General features: G+C 41.3%; 16 protein-coding genes, 7 tRNA genes and 1 pseudogene. 15 read left to right on the top strand and 9 right to left on the bottom strand.

The window, feature by feature from the left end; translation table 11 throughout:
• Nucleotides 1-26: 26 nt before the first annotated feature.
• Complete coding sequence (syd, locus tag H5187_RS12450; RefSeq protein ID WP_182797914.1) at nucleotides 27-566, top strand: SecY-interacting protein; 540 nt, start codon at nucleotides 27-29, stop codon at nucleotides 564-566.
• A gap of 39 nt (nucleotides 567-605) precedes the next feature.
• Here the strand turns inward: syd and H5187_RS12445 are convergent, their stop codons facing one another.
• The 3 genes from H5187_RS12445 to H5187_RS12435 form a co-directional block, all read right to left on the bottom strand.
• A complete protein-coding gene (locus H5187_RS12445; RefSeq protein WP_182797913.1) occupies nucleotides 606-1,379 on the bottom strand; it encodes a Zn-ribbon-containing protein in 774 nt (257 codons plus the stop codon).
• Nucleotides 1,380-1,396: 17 nt separating this feature from the next.
• Nucleotides 1,397-1,660 carry a hypothetical protein gene (locus H5187_RS12440; protein WP_182784871.1) on the bottom strand — a complete coding sequence of 88 codons (264 nt, stop codon included), beginning with the start codon at nucleotides 1,658-1,660 and terminating at the stop codon, nucleotides 1,397-1,399.
• A gap of 89 nt (nucleotides 1,661-1,749) precedes the next feature.
• Nucleotides 1,750-1,983, bottom strand: a complete 234-nt coding sequence (locus H5187_RS12435) for a DUF2789 domain-containing protein (protein ID WP_145241632.1) — start codon at nucleotides 1,981-1,983, stop codon at nucleotides 1,750-1,752.
• A gap of 153 nt (nucleotides 1,984-2,136) precedes the next feature.
• On the opposite strand from H5187_RS12435, the gene H5187_RS12430 reads away from it, so the two are divergent.
• On the top strand, nucleotides 2,137-2,778 hold the full coding sequence (locus H5187_RS12430; RefSeq protein WP_182717947.1) for a GNAT family N-acetyltransferase: 642 nt from the start codon (nucleotides 2,137-2,139) through the stop codon (nucleotides 2,776-2,778).
• Between the two features lie 698 nt (nucleotides 2,779-3,476).
• Here H5187_RS12430 and H5187_RS12425 read toward each other — a convergent pair.
• Complete coding sequence (locus H5187_RS12425; protein ID WP_169019573.1) at nucleotides 3,477-3,776, bottom strand: DUF3301 domain-containing protein; 300 nt, start codon at nucleotides 3,774-3,776, stop codon at nucleotides 3,477-3,479.
• Entirely contained in the window at nucleotides 3,777-4,805 is a 1,029-nt protein-coding gene (locus H5187_RS12420) for a DUF3549 family protein (protein ID WP_182717948.1), read from the bottom strand.
• 103 nt (nucleotides 4,806-4,908) lie between these two features.
• Between H5187_RS12420 and H5187_RS24615 the strand changes: the two are divergent.
• The 3 genes and pseudogenes from H5187_RS24615 to H5187_RS12410 all read left to right on the top strand — a co-directional run.
• Nucleotides 4,909-5,196 (top strand): annotated as a pseudogene (locus H5187_RS24615) (YqcC family protein); the annotation flags it as partial.
• Between the two features lie 30 nt (nucleotides 5,197-5,226).
• Nucleotides 5,227-5,991, top strand: a complete 765-nt coding sequence (gene truC, locus H5187_RS12415) for a tRNA pseudouridine(65) synthase TruC (RefSeq protein ID WP_310736236.1) — start codon at nucleotides 5,227-5,229, stop codon at nucleotides 5,989-5,991.
• Nucleotides 5,991-6,440, top strand: coding sequence for a flavodoxin (locus H5187_RS12410; RefSeq protein WP_149982930.1), 450 nt, complete (start codon nucleotides 5,991-5,993; stop codon nucleotides 6,438-6,440). Before truC ends, H5187_RS12410 begins: the two co-directional genes overlap by 1 nt.
• A 50-nt stretch (nucleotides 6,441-6,490) precedes the next feature.
• Here the strand turns inward: H5187_RS12410 and H5187_RS12405 are convergent, their stop codons facing one another.
• On the bottom strand, nucleotides 6,491-8,074 hold the full coding sequence (locus H5187_RS12405; RefSeq protein WP_149982931.1) for a LysM peptidoglycan-binding domain-containing protein: 1,584 nt from the start codon (nucleotides 8,072-8,074) through the stop codon (nucleotides 6,491-6,493).
• Between the two features lie 135 nt (nucleotides 8,075-8,209).
• Nucleotides 8,210-8,995, bottom strand: a complete 786-nt coding sequence (gene gloB, locus H5187_RS12400) for a hydroxyacylglutathione hydrolase (RefSeq protein WP_182794492.1) — start codon at nucleotides 8,993-8,995, stop codon at nucleotides 8,210-8,212.
• A gap of 52 nt (nucleotides 8,996-9,047) precedes the next feature.
• Here gloB and H5187_RS12395 point away from each other — a divergent pair, with 52 nt between their 5' ends.
• Nucleotides 9,048-9,806 (top strand): class I SAM-dependent methyltransferase, encoded by a 759-nt coding sequence (locus H5187_RS12395; protein ID WP_145241649.1) that lies wholly within the window; start codon nucleotides 9,048-9,050, stop codon nucleotides 9,804-9,806.
• Here the strand turns inward: H5187_RS12395 and H5187_RS12390 are convergent.
• Both H5187_RS12390 and rnhA read right to left on the bottom strand, forming a co-directional pair.
• Complete coding sequence (locus tag H5187_RS12390; RefSeq protein WP_182761640.1) at nucleotides 9,777-10,640, bottom strand: MBL fold metallo-hydrolase; 864 nt, start codon at nucleotides 10,638-10,640, stop codon at nucleotides 9,777-9,779. The genes H5187_RS12395 and H5187_RS12390 overlap by 30 nt on opposite strands.
• 85 nt (nucleotides 10,641-10,725) lie before the next feature.
• On the bottom strand, nucleotides 10,726-11,193 hold the full coding sequence (gene rnhA, locus H5187_RS12385; protein WP_145241653.1) for a ribonuclease HI: 468 nt from the start codon (nucleotides 11,191-11,193) through the stop codon (nucleotides 10,726-10,728).
• Between the two features lie 68 nt (nucleotides 11,194-11,261).
• On the opposite strand from rnhA, the gene dnaQ reads away from it, so the two are divergent.
• The 9 genes from dnaQ to H5187_RS12340 all read left to right on the top strand — a co-directional run bounded on the left by dnaQ (nucleotide 11,262) and on the right by H5187_RS12340 (nucleotide 14,225).
• Nucleotides 11,262-11,975, top strand: coding sequence for a DNA polymerase III subunit epsilon (gene dnaQ / locus H5187_RS12380; protein ID WP_182717952.1), 714 nt, complete (start codon nucleotides 11,262-11,264; stop codon nucleotides 11,973-11,975).
• A gap of 41 nt (nucleotides 11,976-12,016) precedes the next feature.
• Nucleotides 12,017-13,360, top strand: coding sequence for a TIGR03503 family protein (locus tag H5187_RS12375; protein ID WP_404675522.1), 1,344 nt, complete (start codon nucleotides 12,017-12,019; stop codon nucleotides 13,358-13,360).
• A gap of 98 nt (nucleotides 13,361-13,458) precedes the next feature.
• Nucleotides 13,459-13,535: transfer RNA gene (locus tag H5187_RS12370), tRNA-Asp, on the top strand.
• A gap of 27 nt (nucleotides 13,536-13,562) precedes the next feature.
• A tRNA-Asp gene (locus tag H5187_RS12365) sits at nucleotides 13,563-13,639 on the top strand.
• A 41-nt stretch (nucleotides 13,640-13,680) separates the two neighbouring features.
• A tRNA-Asp gene (locus H5187_RS12360) sits at nucleotides 13,681-13,757 on the top strand.
• Nucleotides 13,758-13,788: 31 nt separating this feature from the next.
• A tRNA-Asp gene (locus H5187_RS12355) sits at nucleotides 13,789-13,865 on the top strand.
• 38 nt (nucleotides 13,866-13,903) lie between these two features.
• A tRNA-Asp gene (locus H5187_RS12350) sits at nucleotides 13,904-13,980 on the top strand.
• Between the two features lie 37 nt (nucleotides 13,981-14,017).
• Nucleotides 14,018-14,094, top strand: a tRNA-Asp gene (locus H5187_RS12345).
• A gap of 54 nt (nucleotides 14,095-14,148) precedes the next feature.
• Nucleotides 14,149-14,225, top strand: a tRNA-Asp gene (locus tag H5187_RS12340).
• The last annotated feature ends 63 nt before the right edge of the window (nucleotides 14,226-14,288 follow it).

Here is a 14,288-nt window from a genome sequence, read left to right as displayed (position 1 = left end):
TACCTAAAGCTTATGAGTTTCACAGTATGAGTATTGCTACAGAACTAGAACAACTTCATCAACGATTTGCCCAGCGCCAGTTAGAGCAAACAGGTTCATTACCATGTATTGAGCACGACAGTGATTGGTCAAGCCCTTGTGAGGTTGGCAGTGCGGATGCAAATGGTATGATCCAATGGCAGGCGACGCGTCGCAGTCCTACAGGCTCTTTAACTGATTTAGCAGCAGCCCTTGAGGTTGAGTTTCCACAAGCACTGAATGAGTATTATGGCGCGTTTTTCGCAGGAGCAATTACTGCCAAAATAAACCAACATAGCGTGGAGTTACTGCAAGCTTGGAATGAAGATGACTTTGATTTACTGCAGCAAAATATAACCGGGCATGTACTGATGAAGCGTAAGCTTAAGCAAGAGCCAACGGTATTTATAGGCCTAACGGATCAAGACGACTTATTAGTATCAGTATTAATTTCTTCAGGTGAAGTATGTTTGGAGTATGTCGGAAAGAAACCGCATCATACCTTAGCGGCTAATCTTGGAGAGTTTATTGCAGCACTTGAAATATAACAATGCTAAAAAAGGGAACTGCAGTTCCCTTTTGTTTTATTACTGAAAATCCCACGATATATTAGACACTAAACCACATGGTTCACATCTAAAATCAAATAAGCCAAACCATGATTCAGGTAACTTCCACTCGTTATTACAGCCTGGGCATTTACGTTCAAGCTCAGATGCTTTGTCTTTGCCACCAACCCGATACAAATAATAATAAACTGGCTTTTTAGTTAAAAAGCTAACACGTTTGGCAATATCTTTACCGCGACGAGAAAGATCGCTATCAATGTTTGATATTTCATCTAATGCAGGAAATTCACACCGTGTAGCGCCATTAATTTGAATTTGATCACACGCTTGCCAATCTTCTTGCCACTTTATTAAGGTTTTATAATCACCATTGGCAATCGCAGGAATACGAAATAAAGGCACCGGTAAAAAGTCATCACCACAATACAATGGACTACATGTATGAACATACGTGGTATATAAAATATAACTCGATGGTTCATGACACTGATCAGCACCATTGGAGTGGATATCTTGACCAATCACTTTGACTTTAGGAGCCAGTAACCCGGCATCATGAAGTTTATCAATACTGTGTTTAACAAACGGACTGTTGTTAAGTGGGTGCATTGCCTCATCAGTCGGGCACATTACGCGGGTAACGAAGTAACCATCTTTGAGCACAGTTGGAAATTCTTCCCCCATTATTTGCCCATTAAAGCGCAGTGCATTAACTAAGCGGTTTATCGCTTGTTCGGCATTTTCAAGGGTCGTATCTTGGTAACAATCAAACGTTAAATCAACAACAAACATGATGGATCTCTAATTTATTATTTTTCAAGTAGTGCCAGTAAGCGGTCTAGTTTTGTTTCGATGCGATCAAGTTGACTAGAGTTGTCTACAGTCTCACTTTTTTGCTGAGGTTGTTTTGCTAAATTATGGATAGAATCAGGGTTATTTTTATATTGGCTAACAGCAGCAATAATAACAGGCAATGGAATAGGTTGTGTCAGTTTACTTTTAGTTAAAGCTACAGTAGGAATTTTGCCTTCATCAAGAAGGGCTTTAATTGCATCAAAAACAACAGCATTCATTCGATTTTTAAACTCTTTAAAGTAAGGCATAGCACTAACATGTGCTGCGCCGGGTATAATAACAGGTGGTTGGCCGTAGCCAAATACTTTTACTGCTGACGTAAACGTACATCCAGTTCGTCAATCACTTCACTCCAATCACCATCTTCTGCTAATGATTCAGCAATAAAATGTTGTTGTGCTTGATCCCAAAAAGGGGCGTCTTGTAATAATGTTGTGGCGGGTAATGAATGAGCAGCAATGAAAGTGTCAATCTCAGCCTCTGAACTTGGTAAGCCGAGTTGTTTGAATAATGTATTGATATCGTGTTTAGTGGTATCCATGTCATGCCCCTTGATGGTAACGGTAAAACAGTTATAGAACTTTATGATGGGTTGTTAGAGTTTAACACCCGCTGAATTTGCCTTTTAACGCAGATAGGAATATACCTATAGTTGTTGATGTACAAAAAATCAAAATAATAAAAAGGACTAGCTATGACAGTTGAGACTGAAAATGAGACATTTCGAGTTCAATATATCGCTGCAGAAGACATTAGTATTGCTGCGAGCTTAATCTATCAAGCTTATCATGATGATCCGCTATTGCAACCAATGCTCAATTATAGTGAGGCGAATAAAGCCGTTTATGAAAAAAAATTACGTGCTCTGATCCGTGAAGAGCTCAGTACTTTTTGGCAAGAAAAACAGCCGCTGATTGGTTTATATAAAAATGATCGTTTAAAAGCGGTTGCGTGTGTATTCGAATCATCAAGTCAGCTGCAAGCACAGCGCTATTGGCACTGGCGTTTAAAGTTAATGCTTAGTGCTGGCTATTTGCAAACAAATCAATTAATTGAAAAAGAGCAAACGATCCGTAATGCGCTCGCAGCACAAGGAAATTACTATTTTTTAGCCTTTATCGCAGTTGATCCTCATTTTCATGGTGAAGGCCTCGGCCGTCATCTACTGCGTGGCTTGAATGATTTAGTTAGCGGTAATCCAGCTGCATCGGGTATGGCTGTATTTGTAACCCAAGATAAACATACCGCGTTTTTTGCCAGTGAAGGTTTTGTGCACTTACAACAACTGACTTTTAACAATGTACAAGGTGAACTGCTATTTAAATCAGCTCAATAGCATTGATTTAAGATAAAGCGCCATAATGGAAATGTCACTGTAGGAGATGTCTCACATTATCGTGCGCTTAAGCCTTTTATATCGCTGTGATCATGATTGATTTCATCGTAACAAACTGTTTTATAGTAAAAAAATTGTTTTTGCAAATTTGTTACATGAAAATTATTATTATTTATGACTACCGCTGAGTCCATTTTGCTTTAAACTTTACTTTGTCAAGACGACACAGACTCAATGAATGAGCTGCTGCCAAGGAAACGGATTATGGCAATTAAGCAAGATGCTTAGCAGGAAGCAAATGGACAAGTTAACACGGATGCAAGGATGAGTTAGGACACTGCGAGGATGCAGTACATTAGCGGAGCTAATGATAAGGATAGCCCAAAGGATTATATTACAGGAAGTAATAGGAGCGTTTGGAAACGCAGGACGGCCAGGTAGGCAAAGAGGATAACACTAGGATGTGTAGGATATTGCATAGATGCAATGTGAGGGTGTATTTGGATATATACCCGTTCAGGGGATAGATAAAAATGGTAGCTTCGGCGTAGGTATGGATGCCTTATTATGGACGAAGTCAGATTGGGGCGTAACTATATGTTACGCCTTAGTTTTTTATAGTTAACGTGAAATGATTAAATATCAGTGTGCGCTGCTAACTCGCTAACTTGCTAACTTGCTAACTCACTAACTCACTACTAAATCTTATGCGGCGGCACTAAAACGCTTTTCAGCATTTCATTTTCCATAAATAACACCCCTTGATAAACGCTTTCACCATCACTGGAAAATTCAAAAATAAACTCGCTTTTGATACCAGGTTTGCCGCTTTTTAAAAGGCCAAAGCGGCGTTTAGTGCAGGCGACACTCATTAATTGCACTTGTAGCTGGTCGCTTTGACGTTTTGCGTGTGCGTTGGCAGCTTCAGCAACTTTACGATTAAGCCAAAACAAATAAATTACACTACCAATGATAATGAATGTCCATAAACTTGCCATTTACGAGAATAACCTTCCAATTGCTCGCGCGAGGGTTTCGCTGCGATTTTCTTTACGAAGTAAACCTAATAAGTGTGGTCGAATACTCGGTATTGCAACTAAGTCAGCAAAAATACTTGGGAAAAGCTCTTCAATTTGCTGATGGTGGGCGCAATTGTCCATAAAAATATGTAACCGCTCGGGATCAGTGAGCAAGTTAAAACAACGTCCTGCAATGGTCAGTAAAACATCCGATTCTGTGGCGATTTCTGAATCTAAAAGAGTATCCACTAATTGTACCGTAAGTGTTTGCGCTTGTGCTTTTGACATTGCACGTAGGGCACAACACAGTGCTAAGGTATCTTTTTGCGCAATGGCTTGCTGGGCGTAGCTTAACAACTGTTGACTAAATACCGGCGGTATTTCAACATGTTCAAGCATTGCGCTGAGCGGTTGTAACACTTCAGCTGGCAGTTGCTCCCAGGCTTGTTGTAATGACGCTAGATTTTTATCGCTATCTAAGCGTAATGCAAAATCAGCAATCCCCTGTACTGCAACACTTTGCCAATTATCAAACCCTAGTTTGCCACTAAAATACAGTTGGGTGTACTCATAATATTGTGAGGCAGGTTGTTTTAATAACACTTTTAACTGTGCATTAAATGCAGCTAGTTTATTTGCGTTAGGTGTAAACACATACGGGTTATTATCAAGCTTCCCGTCAGCTTGCTCGCCGGTCAAATCATTGCCAAGTGCTTCTATTACCATATTGGCAAAGTGATCGCGACTGGCGCATACCAGTTTGCTTTGCTCATCAACTGGAAACTTTAAAAACCACACGTAGGGCTCGCTACTGGCTTTGCTATCCCAAAACTGAATAGCTAACCATGCATGGCCTGCGAGCGGGAAAGGATAGGGGATCTGTGCTTGCTCAATGGCTAAAAATTGCTTTTTATCTAGCTTGGTAATATGTCTGCCAATATCAAAAACGCGCCAATTTGTGCCTGCGCCATCAAGTAATTGCCCTAAGGTTGCGATCTGCTCGGTCATAATGATCCACTGATTTTTACTGCAAAATTCGTTAAATTATACGCCATAGCAGGCCATGTTGGAACAGGGTATAATCAAGCAATGATAATCAACAAGGGTGGTTATGTACCAACAGACCCAAACTTACTTAACGCAACTCGAAGACTTATTAAAACAGCATCAACTTTGGCAAAATACTCCAATTGATCCGCAAGCGTTAAACTCAACAGTGCCATTTTGTCACGATACTATGGCGTTTGAGCAGTGGTTACAATTTGTATTTATTGAAAAAATGCAAATGTTAGTCGCTCAACAACAGCCGTTACCGAGTAATTTTGCCATCGCGCCAATGGCTGAACTCATGTTAGCGCAAAAAAATGGTGGTGCAGCTGTGATGCAATTATTAGCTCAGCTTGATAAGTTATTAGGAAGAGAAGTAATAGTGAATGAACGTCCAGCCCCCGTTGAGTTTGGCGAGCTTGAAATTTTGTACCGTGATGAAAACTATATCGCAATTAATAAGCCTTCTGGTTTATTAGTACACCGATCATTTTTAGATAAACACGAAACACAATTTGCGATGCAGATGCTGCGCGATCAAATTGGCCAGCATGTGTTCCCTGTGCATCGTTTAGATAGGCCAACATCAGGTGTGTTACTGTTTGCATTGAGCTCTGAAGCTGCACGGGACATTAATCAGTTATTTATTGATAATCAAATCTCGAAACGTTATCTCGCGTTAGTGCGTGGTTTTGCTCCGGAGTCGGTGTTTTTAGATAAACCACTAAAAGAACAGCTGGATAAAATTGCGGATAAGTTTGCTGATCAAAATAAAGCCCCACAAGAGGCACAAACTCAGTTTAACTGCTTGCAGCAAGCAATGTTACCGATACCAATTGATAAATACCCAACAGTGCGCTATTCGCTGGTGGAGTGCTTTCCTAAAACTGGTCGTAAGCATCAAATCCGCCGTCACTTAAAACATTTATCACTGCCTATTATTGGTGATGTTAATCATGGTGATAATCAGCATAACCAATTTTTTAGAGAGCATTTTGCATTACGTCGATTAATGTTATTTGCAACTGAGCTTAATTTTGTGCACCCTTATACTCAACAACAAATCAATATTAAAGCGCCGCTAGGTGAAGCAATGCTCACTATTTGTCAACAGCTTGGCTGGCCACATCAAGAGAAGGATTATTAATGGCAACTATTAGCATATTTGTAGGCAGTGTTTATGGTGGTGCCGAGCGTTTAAGTGACGACGTTATTGACGCAATAGAACAAGCAGGGCACAGCGTAAATTTAGTTGATCAACCAACCATTGCAGATATTCAGCAAGCCACACATATTTTAGTGATCACCTCGACCACCGGACAAGGTGATATTCCTGACAACCTTGCTGGTTTTTTTAACGAGTTGAATAGCACTTTTCCTATGTTAACTGCTAAGCCATACGGTATTATCGCCATGGGCGACCGAAGTTATGGTGATACGTTTTGTGGCGCAGGGCGAAGTTTTGATGAGTTATTTCGTGACTTACAAGCACAACCTATCGGTCATCGTTTAGAAATCGATGCCTGTGAAGATTTTGAACCTTGGCCAGTAACTCAGCCATGGCTCCAAGAGTGGTTAGCTAAGTTACCTCAGTAGATAATAAAAAAGAGCGAAAACGCTCTTTTTTATTATCTGTATAACTTCGTTTAGGTGCTTTTCACATCCACTTTAAGCTTTAACTTTTGTCCTGGTTGTAAGTATTTTTGTCCTGATAAGTCATTCCATTTGATAATATCGTTGACTGTTAAATTAAACTTAGCTGCGATGCGAGCCAGAGAGTCACCACGGCGAACTTTATAGGTGATTGTTCGATTGGTACTGGCTAACGCCGCCTGAGGGGTCTTAGGGCTCTGATAAACCGTTAACTTTTGTCCTAAACGTAACACACTATTCTTTTTAAGTTTATTCCAGCTAGCGAGTTCATTAATGGTTACATCGTACTCTCGGCTTATATCCCATAAAGTATCGCCATTTTTAACCGTATGCGAGAGCTTCTTTTGACTATTGTTATTCACCGCCATACGCATTTGCTTTGGTAAGTGTTTACTATTGATTGCACCGTCACTTAACGGCACTAATAATTGCTGACCAATACGAATGGTATTTGACTTTAGTTTATTGAGTGATTTGATAGCACTGGTGCTGGTGGCAAACTTTTTCGCAATCACCGATAAACTGTCACCGCTTGCGACAATATATTGTTGCCAACGCAGACGATCTTTCATCGCTGTTTTAGCTAATAATTGTTGAAACTGCTCAACTTTATCTGTTGGTAATAATAAAAAGTGAGGACCATTTGGATCCGTTGCCCAGCGATTAAAACCTGGATTTAAACGATATAATTCAGTCAGGCTAATATCAGCCATATCCGCGGCCAGTGCTAAATCAATTTGTGAACCTACATCAACCGCTTCAACAACTTGTGCATTGATAATCGGGTTCCACTTTATCCCAAAGTCATCTTGGCGTTTTAATAAGTCTGATAATGCTAATAGTTTTGGTACGTAGGTGGTGGTTTCACTGGGTAAATCAAGAGACCAAAAATCAGTAGGCAAGTGCTTTTTACGGTTCTTTTTTATGGCGCGTAATAAACGCCCTTCACCTGAGTTATAGGCCGCGATGGCGTTGAGCCAATCACCCTCTAAGGTTTTATGTAAATAAGATAGATAATCAAGCGCCGCACGGGTTGATTGTACAATGTCACGACGACCGTCGTACCACCAGTTTTGCTTTAAATCAAAACGCTCACCAGTTTGTGGCATAAATTGCCAAATACCTGATGCACTGCGGTATGAGTAGCCAAATGGATCAAAGGCACTTTCAACAATCGGCAGCAATGCAATTTCGATTGGCATATCGCGTTTTTCAATTTCTTCTACAATAAAATGTAGATAAGGCTCAGCACGTTTTGAAATACGGTCTAAATAAGCTTGGTGTCTTGCGTAGTAATTACGCTCAGTGACGACAGGCCGATTTTGCGGGACTTCAATCGATAGTTGATAACGAATACGCTCCCATACATCATCAAAAATAGGTGCTTCATCTACATCATTTACTTGGTGATATTGCGCATTGATCATCAACGCTTCGCTAATATCATTTGGGCTTGCGCCTTCAAGTTGCGATTGTTCTGGGTGATTAGCAACTAGGTCATCAGGTTGTGTTGATGTTAATGTTTGACATCCACTTAGCACTAGTGCTAAGGCTAAAACAAGGGGGGATTTATTCATAAATACCAATGCATCAGGTAAAAAACTCGGCGAATACTACCTGTAATGAGATAACATTGCCACTTTTTGACTATCTAAAATCGTAATAATCAACTATCTAAAAATTTAATTGCTTGATTATTATTAGATTGTTTTTTAAAAATGGTCTTTCCAGATTCTAAGACCTGCAAAGTTTTGCCAAGGTTCATTATTTTGTAAGGTGCTTTTTGTACTCGGATTATATGTTTCAGGTAAGCGCTTTAGTATTCCAGTAATATCAGTTCGCATAAATGGGTTTATTTTTAGCTCTAATGCGAGTGTACTTGGTAAGGTAATTTGATTATTTTGACGCTGAATATCTACCCACTGTGCGTACTCAATTAAATCGCGGTTGCTAGGTTCCACCGCCAACGCAAAAGCTAAATTTGCCTGCGTGTATTCATGGGTACAATAAATTTCACATTCAGGTGGTAATTTTTTTAATTTATCAAAAGAGTGCTGCATCTGCTCAGCGGTTCCTTCAAATAAACGCCCACAGCCACCGCTAAAAAGAGTGTCGCCAGTAAATGCTAAATTAGGGTTAAGGTAACAAATATGATCTAAGGTATGTCCAGGTGTTGTTATGATGGAAAATTCTGTCCCAAGTACGGTTATCTTATCCGCGTCCATTAATGGTTTTGTGATCCCTTTAAATGGACTATTGTGTGGGCCGTATACATCAATACCTACAAATTTTTCACACAAAGTGGCTACGCCATCAGTATGATCATAATGATGATGGGTAACTAAAATACCCGCTAAGGTCAAACCTGCTTGGTTTAAATAAGTTAACACTGGTTCAGCTTGACCTGGGTCAACTACCCATGCTTGCGAACTTGTAGGGTCGCTAAGGCACCAAATGTAATTATCAGAAAAGGCTTTAATTGCTTTGACTTGCACCATGTGACATTGCTCTATAAAGTGACGATATCAAACAGTATAACGAGCTCAGCGTATGAAACCAGCCCTTAGTTTTCAAGAAGGACCCAAACCACTGTCGTGGCAAGAGTTTCCTCATGGTGACTATTTACGTAGTGATATAGAACGTAAAATGGCCAAGTGGTTACCGCGAATGTTTGGCTATCACATGTTAAAACTCGGTAATCTCAGTGGCGAACTTAATACCAGTAAAAGCACCATTAAACACCAAGTCTGCGTAGCAGAGTCAGGACCATTTACAGGTGTTGTTGCCGATATAGATGAACTCCCTTTTTACGAGCACAGTGTTGATGCCTGTATATTAAGCCATTGCTTAGAGTATCACACCGATCCGCATCATATATTACGTGAAGCACACCGCACCTTAATACCAGGTGGCTATATGGTGATCACCGGGTTTAACCCATTTAGTTTATGTGGACTGGCGCAATTGTTGCCCTTTAGCGGTCAAAAGTTGCCATGGACGGGACGCTTTTTCACTCCCGCACGAGTAAAAGATTGGCTTAACCTATTAGGTTTTGAAATAGTCAGTGATGAACGTTTTATTTATTCGTCATTAGCACGAGGCAACCGTTTATCGCGGTTTGCGCCATGGCGACGTTTTACCAAGCAATATCTAAAACCCATGGGAAGTGTGTATATGTTGGTCGCTCGTAAACGAGTTGCGCCTTTGACACCCATAAAGCCTAAATGGCACGCTCGTCCACAGTTTGCTCCAGTAAAAGGAGCGGGTTTACGGCAAACCTCAAAGCAACACTGTGAGCGGAAGCGTTAAATAACGCTGACTGTTTTGCTGTGCTTTTGGTAATTGGCCTGCGCGAATATTCATTTGTATTGCTGGGTGCAATAATTTAGGCGCACTGAGTGTTGCATCACGGGCGCTACGGGTTGTTATGTAATCTTGCTCAGAGGCTTGTAGATGAATATTACTGGTGCGCTGCTCGAGTACCGATGTTTTGTTGGCAAGCGGGCGATCACCCGGCTGATAGTCGTGGCACATCCATAAAATAGTTTCATCGGGCAGGGCTAAAATACGTTGCAGTGACTGATAAAGCGTTTTGGCACTGCCACCTGGGAAATCACAGCGTGCAGTACCGCTATCGGGCATAAAAAATGTGTCACCAACAAACAAGTTGCCTTCAATTAAATAACACACACTGTCTGGAGTATGGCCTGGTGTCGCTAATACAGTAACCTTGTGTGCGCCCAGTGCAAAATGCTCGTTATCAGTAAATAGCTGTTCAAATGGGCTACCATCACATGGCATATCAATATTATACAGGCGGCTAAAATGCTCCTGCACTTGTATTATTTTTTTACCGGTTGCTAACTTGCAAGGATGATATGCCGCAAGTTGCTGCTTTATATAACTGGCGGCAGTAATGTGATCTGCATGGGCGTGGCTTTCTAAAACCCACTCAAGAATAAGTTGGTTATCGTTTATATGGGCAATGATCTCGTCGGCGGTTTGAAAACTTAACGTACAGCTAGCAGCATCAAAGTCAGCAGGGGCATCGATCAACATGGCAGATTTAGTGGTTTGGCAAGACACTAAATAAGTAAAGGTAGCACTTTGCTGATGAAAAAAAGACTCGATCGAGATAGCCATTTAACAACTCCATTATTTAATATATCCAAAGCTTATATCATATAACTAAGTTGTTAAATGGTTTATGATGAATTACCTACTAATATTATTCAGGGTTGTAACCTTCATCGACTAATAAATCTTTACTGCCAGCGGCATCACGCGCCAAATCATCAACAATTTCATTGTATTTATTGCCGCTATGACCTTTTACCCACTTCCAAGTCACATTATGACGGGCGCAGGCTGCATCAAGACGCTGCCATAAATCGACATTTTTAACTGGTTTTTTAGCAGCCGTTTTCCAGCCTCGCTTCTTCCAGTTAGCAAGCCATGATTCAATACCTTGTTTCACGTATTGGCTGTCGGTGGTGAGGTTTATCTCACACGGGCGGTTTAAACTCTCAAGAGCAACAATTGCTGCGAGCATTTCCATTCGATTATTGGTGGTGAGGGTATAGCCTTGGCTTAATTTTTTTTCGTGGTCATTATAAAACATAAAAATACCATAACCGCCGGGGCCCGGATTACCTAAACATGAGCCATCGGTGTAAATCTCTACGGTTTTTTGCACTGTTTTCCCTTGATCTTATGTACAATAAAGTGATTATAGAAAGATACCAGAGTCAGGCTAAATTCGATATGGCACGTAGACAAATAGTTTTAGATACAGAAACCACCGGCATCGACCCTAAACAAGGGCATCGTATTATTGAAATTGGCTGTGTGGAATTAGTGAATCGTCGTTTAACCGGCAATAACTTTCACGTTTATATCAACCCACAGCGCAAAAGTGACGAAGAAGCCATTGATGTTCATGGTATCACTAATGAGTTTTTACGTGATAAACCGTTATTCCATCAAATAGCTCAAGAGTTTCTCGACTATATTAGAGGGGCGGAGCTGGTAATTCATAATGCGCCGTTCGATGTCGGTCATATGGATAATGAATTTGCGTTGCTCAATCAAGGTTATCAAAGAACCCATGATTACTGCCAAGTTCTCGACACCCTCAAAATGGCGCGTGACTTGCATCCAGGACAGAAGAATAACTTAGATGCGTTATGCCGGCGTTATGATGTAGATAACGCTAAGCGTACCTTACACGGCGCACTACTGGATTCTGAGATCTTAGCTGACGTTTATTTAGCGATGACGGGGGGGCAGGTAAAGCTCAATCTTAATCAAAATAAAAATCAAGGCAGTGAGCAACAACAAAAAGAACTGCGTCGTTTAGATTCAAACCGTCCACCGCTGGTGGTCTTACAAGCCAATAATGATGAGCAACTCGCTCACGAAGAGCGATTAAATATAGTCAACGAAGCCGGTGGTCAATGTATATGGCGCGCCGAATAAGGCAAAACATGAGAAGCATAATGTTAGTTGTGTGTTTGGTTATGATGTTACCAAACACCAGCAGTGCAACAAATGAAGATAAAATAACCTTACTGCAGCGCGATGGGCGGCAAAATGAAATTCCTTTACTGGAAAATCGTTTTCGTATTGATTATAAAGTTGACGAAATCACCTTATTATTTTTTCGCAAGCCCGGTGCACCAGCAGTGGTATTGGTAAAACCCGATGGCAGTAAATATTATGCAACCTCGGCGAGAAAAGATGACAACCTACAATGGTTTGATGAGCTAAGTTATGATCTGATTACTATTAAGCAGCCAATGCCTGGGCCTTGGCAGGTCGTTGGTAGTATTTTGCCGAAAAGCCGGATTGTGGTGTTAGGAGAAGTAGAATTACAAGCCGAACCATTACCCCCATTACTGTTTCGTGGCGAAACAGTTAAAATTACAGGGCAAATACTAAATGATGGTGAGCCGATTCAAGTGGGCTTATTTCGGGATGTGGTCAGTTTAAATGTTGATTTTATTAGCACCAATAACAGTGACTTTGCAAACTTTGGCGCTGGCACTCAGAATGTTGCTGAATTTAAAGACGATGGCCGTGGTTTCGATGAGCGCCCTAAAGATGGTATTTTTACCGGTGAATTTAAATTAGTTTTCCCAGCCGGACAATGGCGACCAGAGCTATATATTGAAACCCCATTATTAAAGCGCACCGTCGTGCAAGATCTTATCGAAGTTAAAGAACCCCCCTTTAGTTATGAAATCGCCTTAGCCGAAGATGACCTGCAAGAACATCATTTAACTATTACCCTCGATAACCAAATAGTGCAACCAGAGACGGTATTGATCCAAGGTAAAATTTATTATCCCAATAATGAAGAGCAAATGTTTACGCTTGATGCTAAAAACAGTTTGACCCGCCAGCTGACGATTAAAAATTATGATTGGGGGCGATACAGTGTTGAACTGTCTGTTTTTGGCACTAATGTAAATGGCCGTGAATTTATGGCAACTTTACCGACCTATAAATTTGAAATCGAGCGGCCAATTGAAGTGGTGCCTGAATTACCAGCACCAATTATTACCCCAGCACAGCAACAAGAAATAGAAAGAGTTGCTAAGGAAGCCGAATCAATGGCAACAATTACATTTATTAGTTTAATTGTTGGCGGGAATTTACTGGTTTTGCTGTTGGGTTGGTTAGCAATTCGTGTATTTGTGCAGAAAAAATCAATCATGCCGAAAATCAACTTACCATTTTTGAAGAAAAAAACAGCAGTTGAAAATGAGCCGCAAAGTAATGAAAAAAAAGAACTCGACAAAAATGGTTCAAAAAGTGATAGATCCGGTGAAATTTTAAACCTTTCGATGTCAGATGACTAAAAAACCTGTAAAAAAACAAAAAAGCCCTTGACGAAGTAGGGGTTGGTTCGTATTATTCACGCCGCTGTCAGGGGAGACTCAGACAGCAACGAAAATGTGGAGTGGTAGTTCAGTTGGTTAGAATACCGGCCTGTCACGCCGGGGGTCGCGGGTTCGAGTCCCGTCCACTCCGCCAATTTTCGACAATTTGTAAGTACACGCTGGAGTGGTAGTTCAGTTGGTTAGAATACCGGCCTGTCACGCCGGGGGTCGCGGGTTCGAGTCCCGTCCACTCCGCCAACACTTACACAACATATGGTTGTAAAACATATTCTTATTATGGAGTGGTAGTTCAGTTGGTTAGAATACCGGCCTGTCACGCCGGGGGTCGCGGGTTCGAGTCCCGTCCACTCCGCCAATAAGAAAAAATAACAGTTTAAATATGCGCTGGAGTGGTAGTTCAGTTGGTTAGAATACCGGCCTGTCACGCCGGGGGTCGCGGGTTCGAGTCCCGTCCACTCCGCCAACTATTTAAACAATGTTATATTACAAAATTTGTATGCTGGAGTGGTAGTTCAGTTGGTTAGAATACCGGCCTGTCACGCCGGGGGTCGCGGGTTCGAGTCCCGTCCACTCCGCCAACAAATTAAGTAATAACAAGTATAATGATATCTCTGCGGAGTGGTAGTTCAGTTGGTTAGAATACCGGCCTGTCACGCCGGGGGTCGCGGGTTCGAGTCCCGTCCACTCCGCCACTTGATATCAGTAATAAAATTAGTAAGTGCATTACCCCATGCACATACCACTGCGGAGTGGTAGTTCAGTTGGTTAGAATACCGGCCTGTCACGCCGGGGGTCGCGGGTTCGAGTCCCGTCCACTCCGCCACTTGTTATTTCCTCAATAACAAGCTTATAAAATCCTTGTATACCTATTGCAATAAAACATACT

It is taken from the genome of Pseudoalteromonas sp. SG44-1 (assembly GCF_014164315.1).
GTDB lineage: Bacteria > Pseudomonadota > Gammaproteobacteria > Enterobacterales > Alteromonadaceae > Pseudoalteromonas > Pseudoalteromonas rhizosphaerae.
This window is presented reverse-complemented; position numbering and strand designations above follow the sequence as displayed.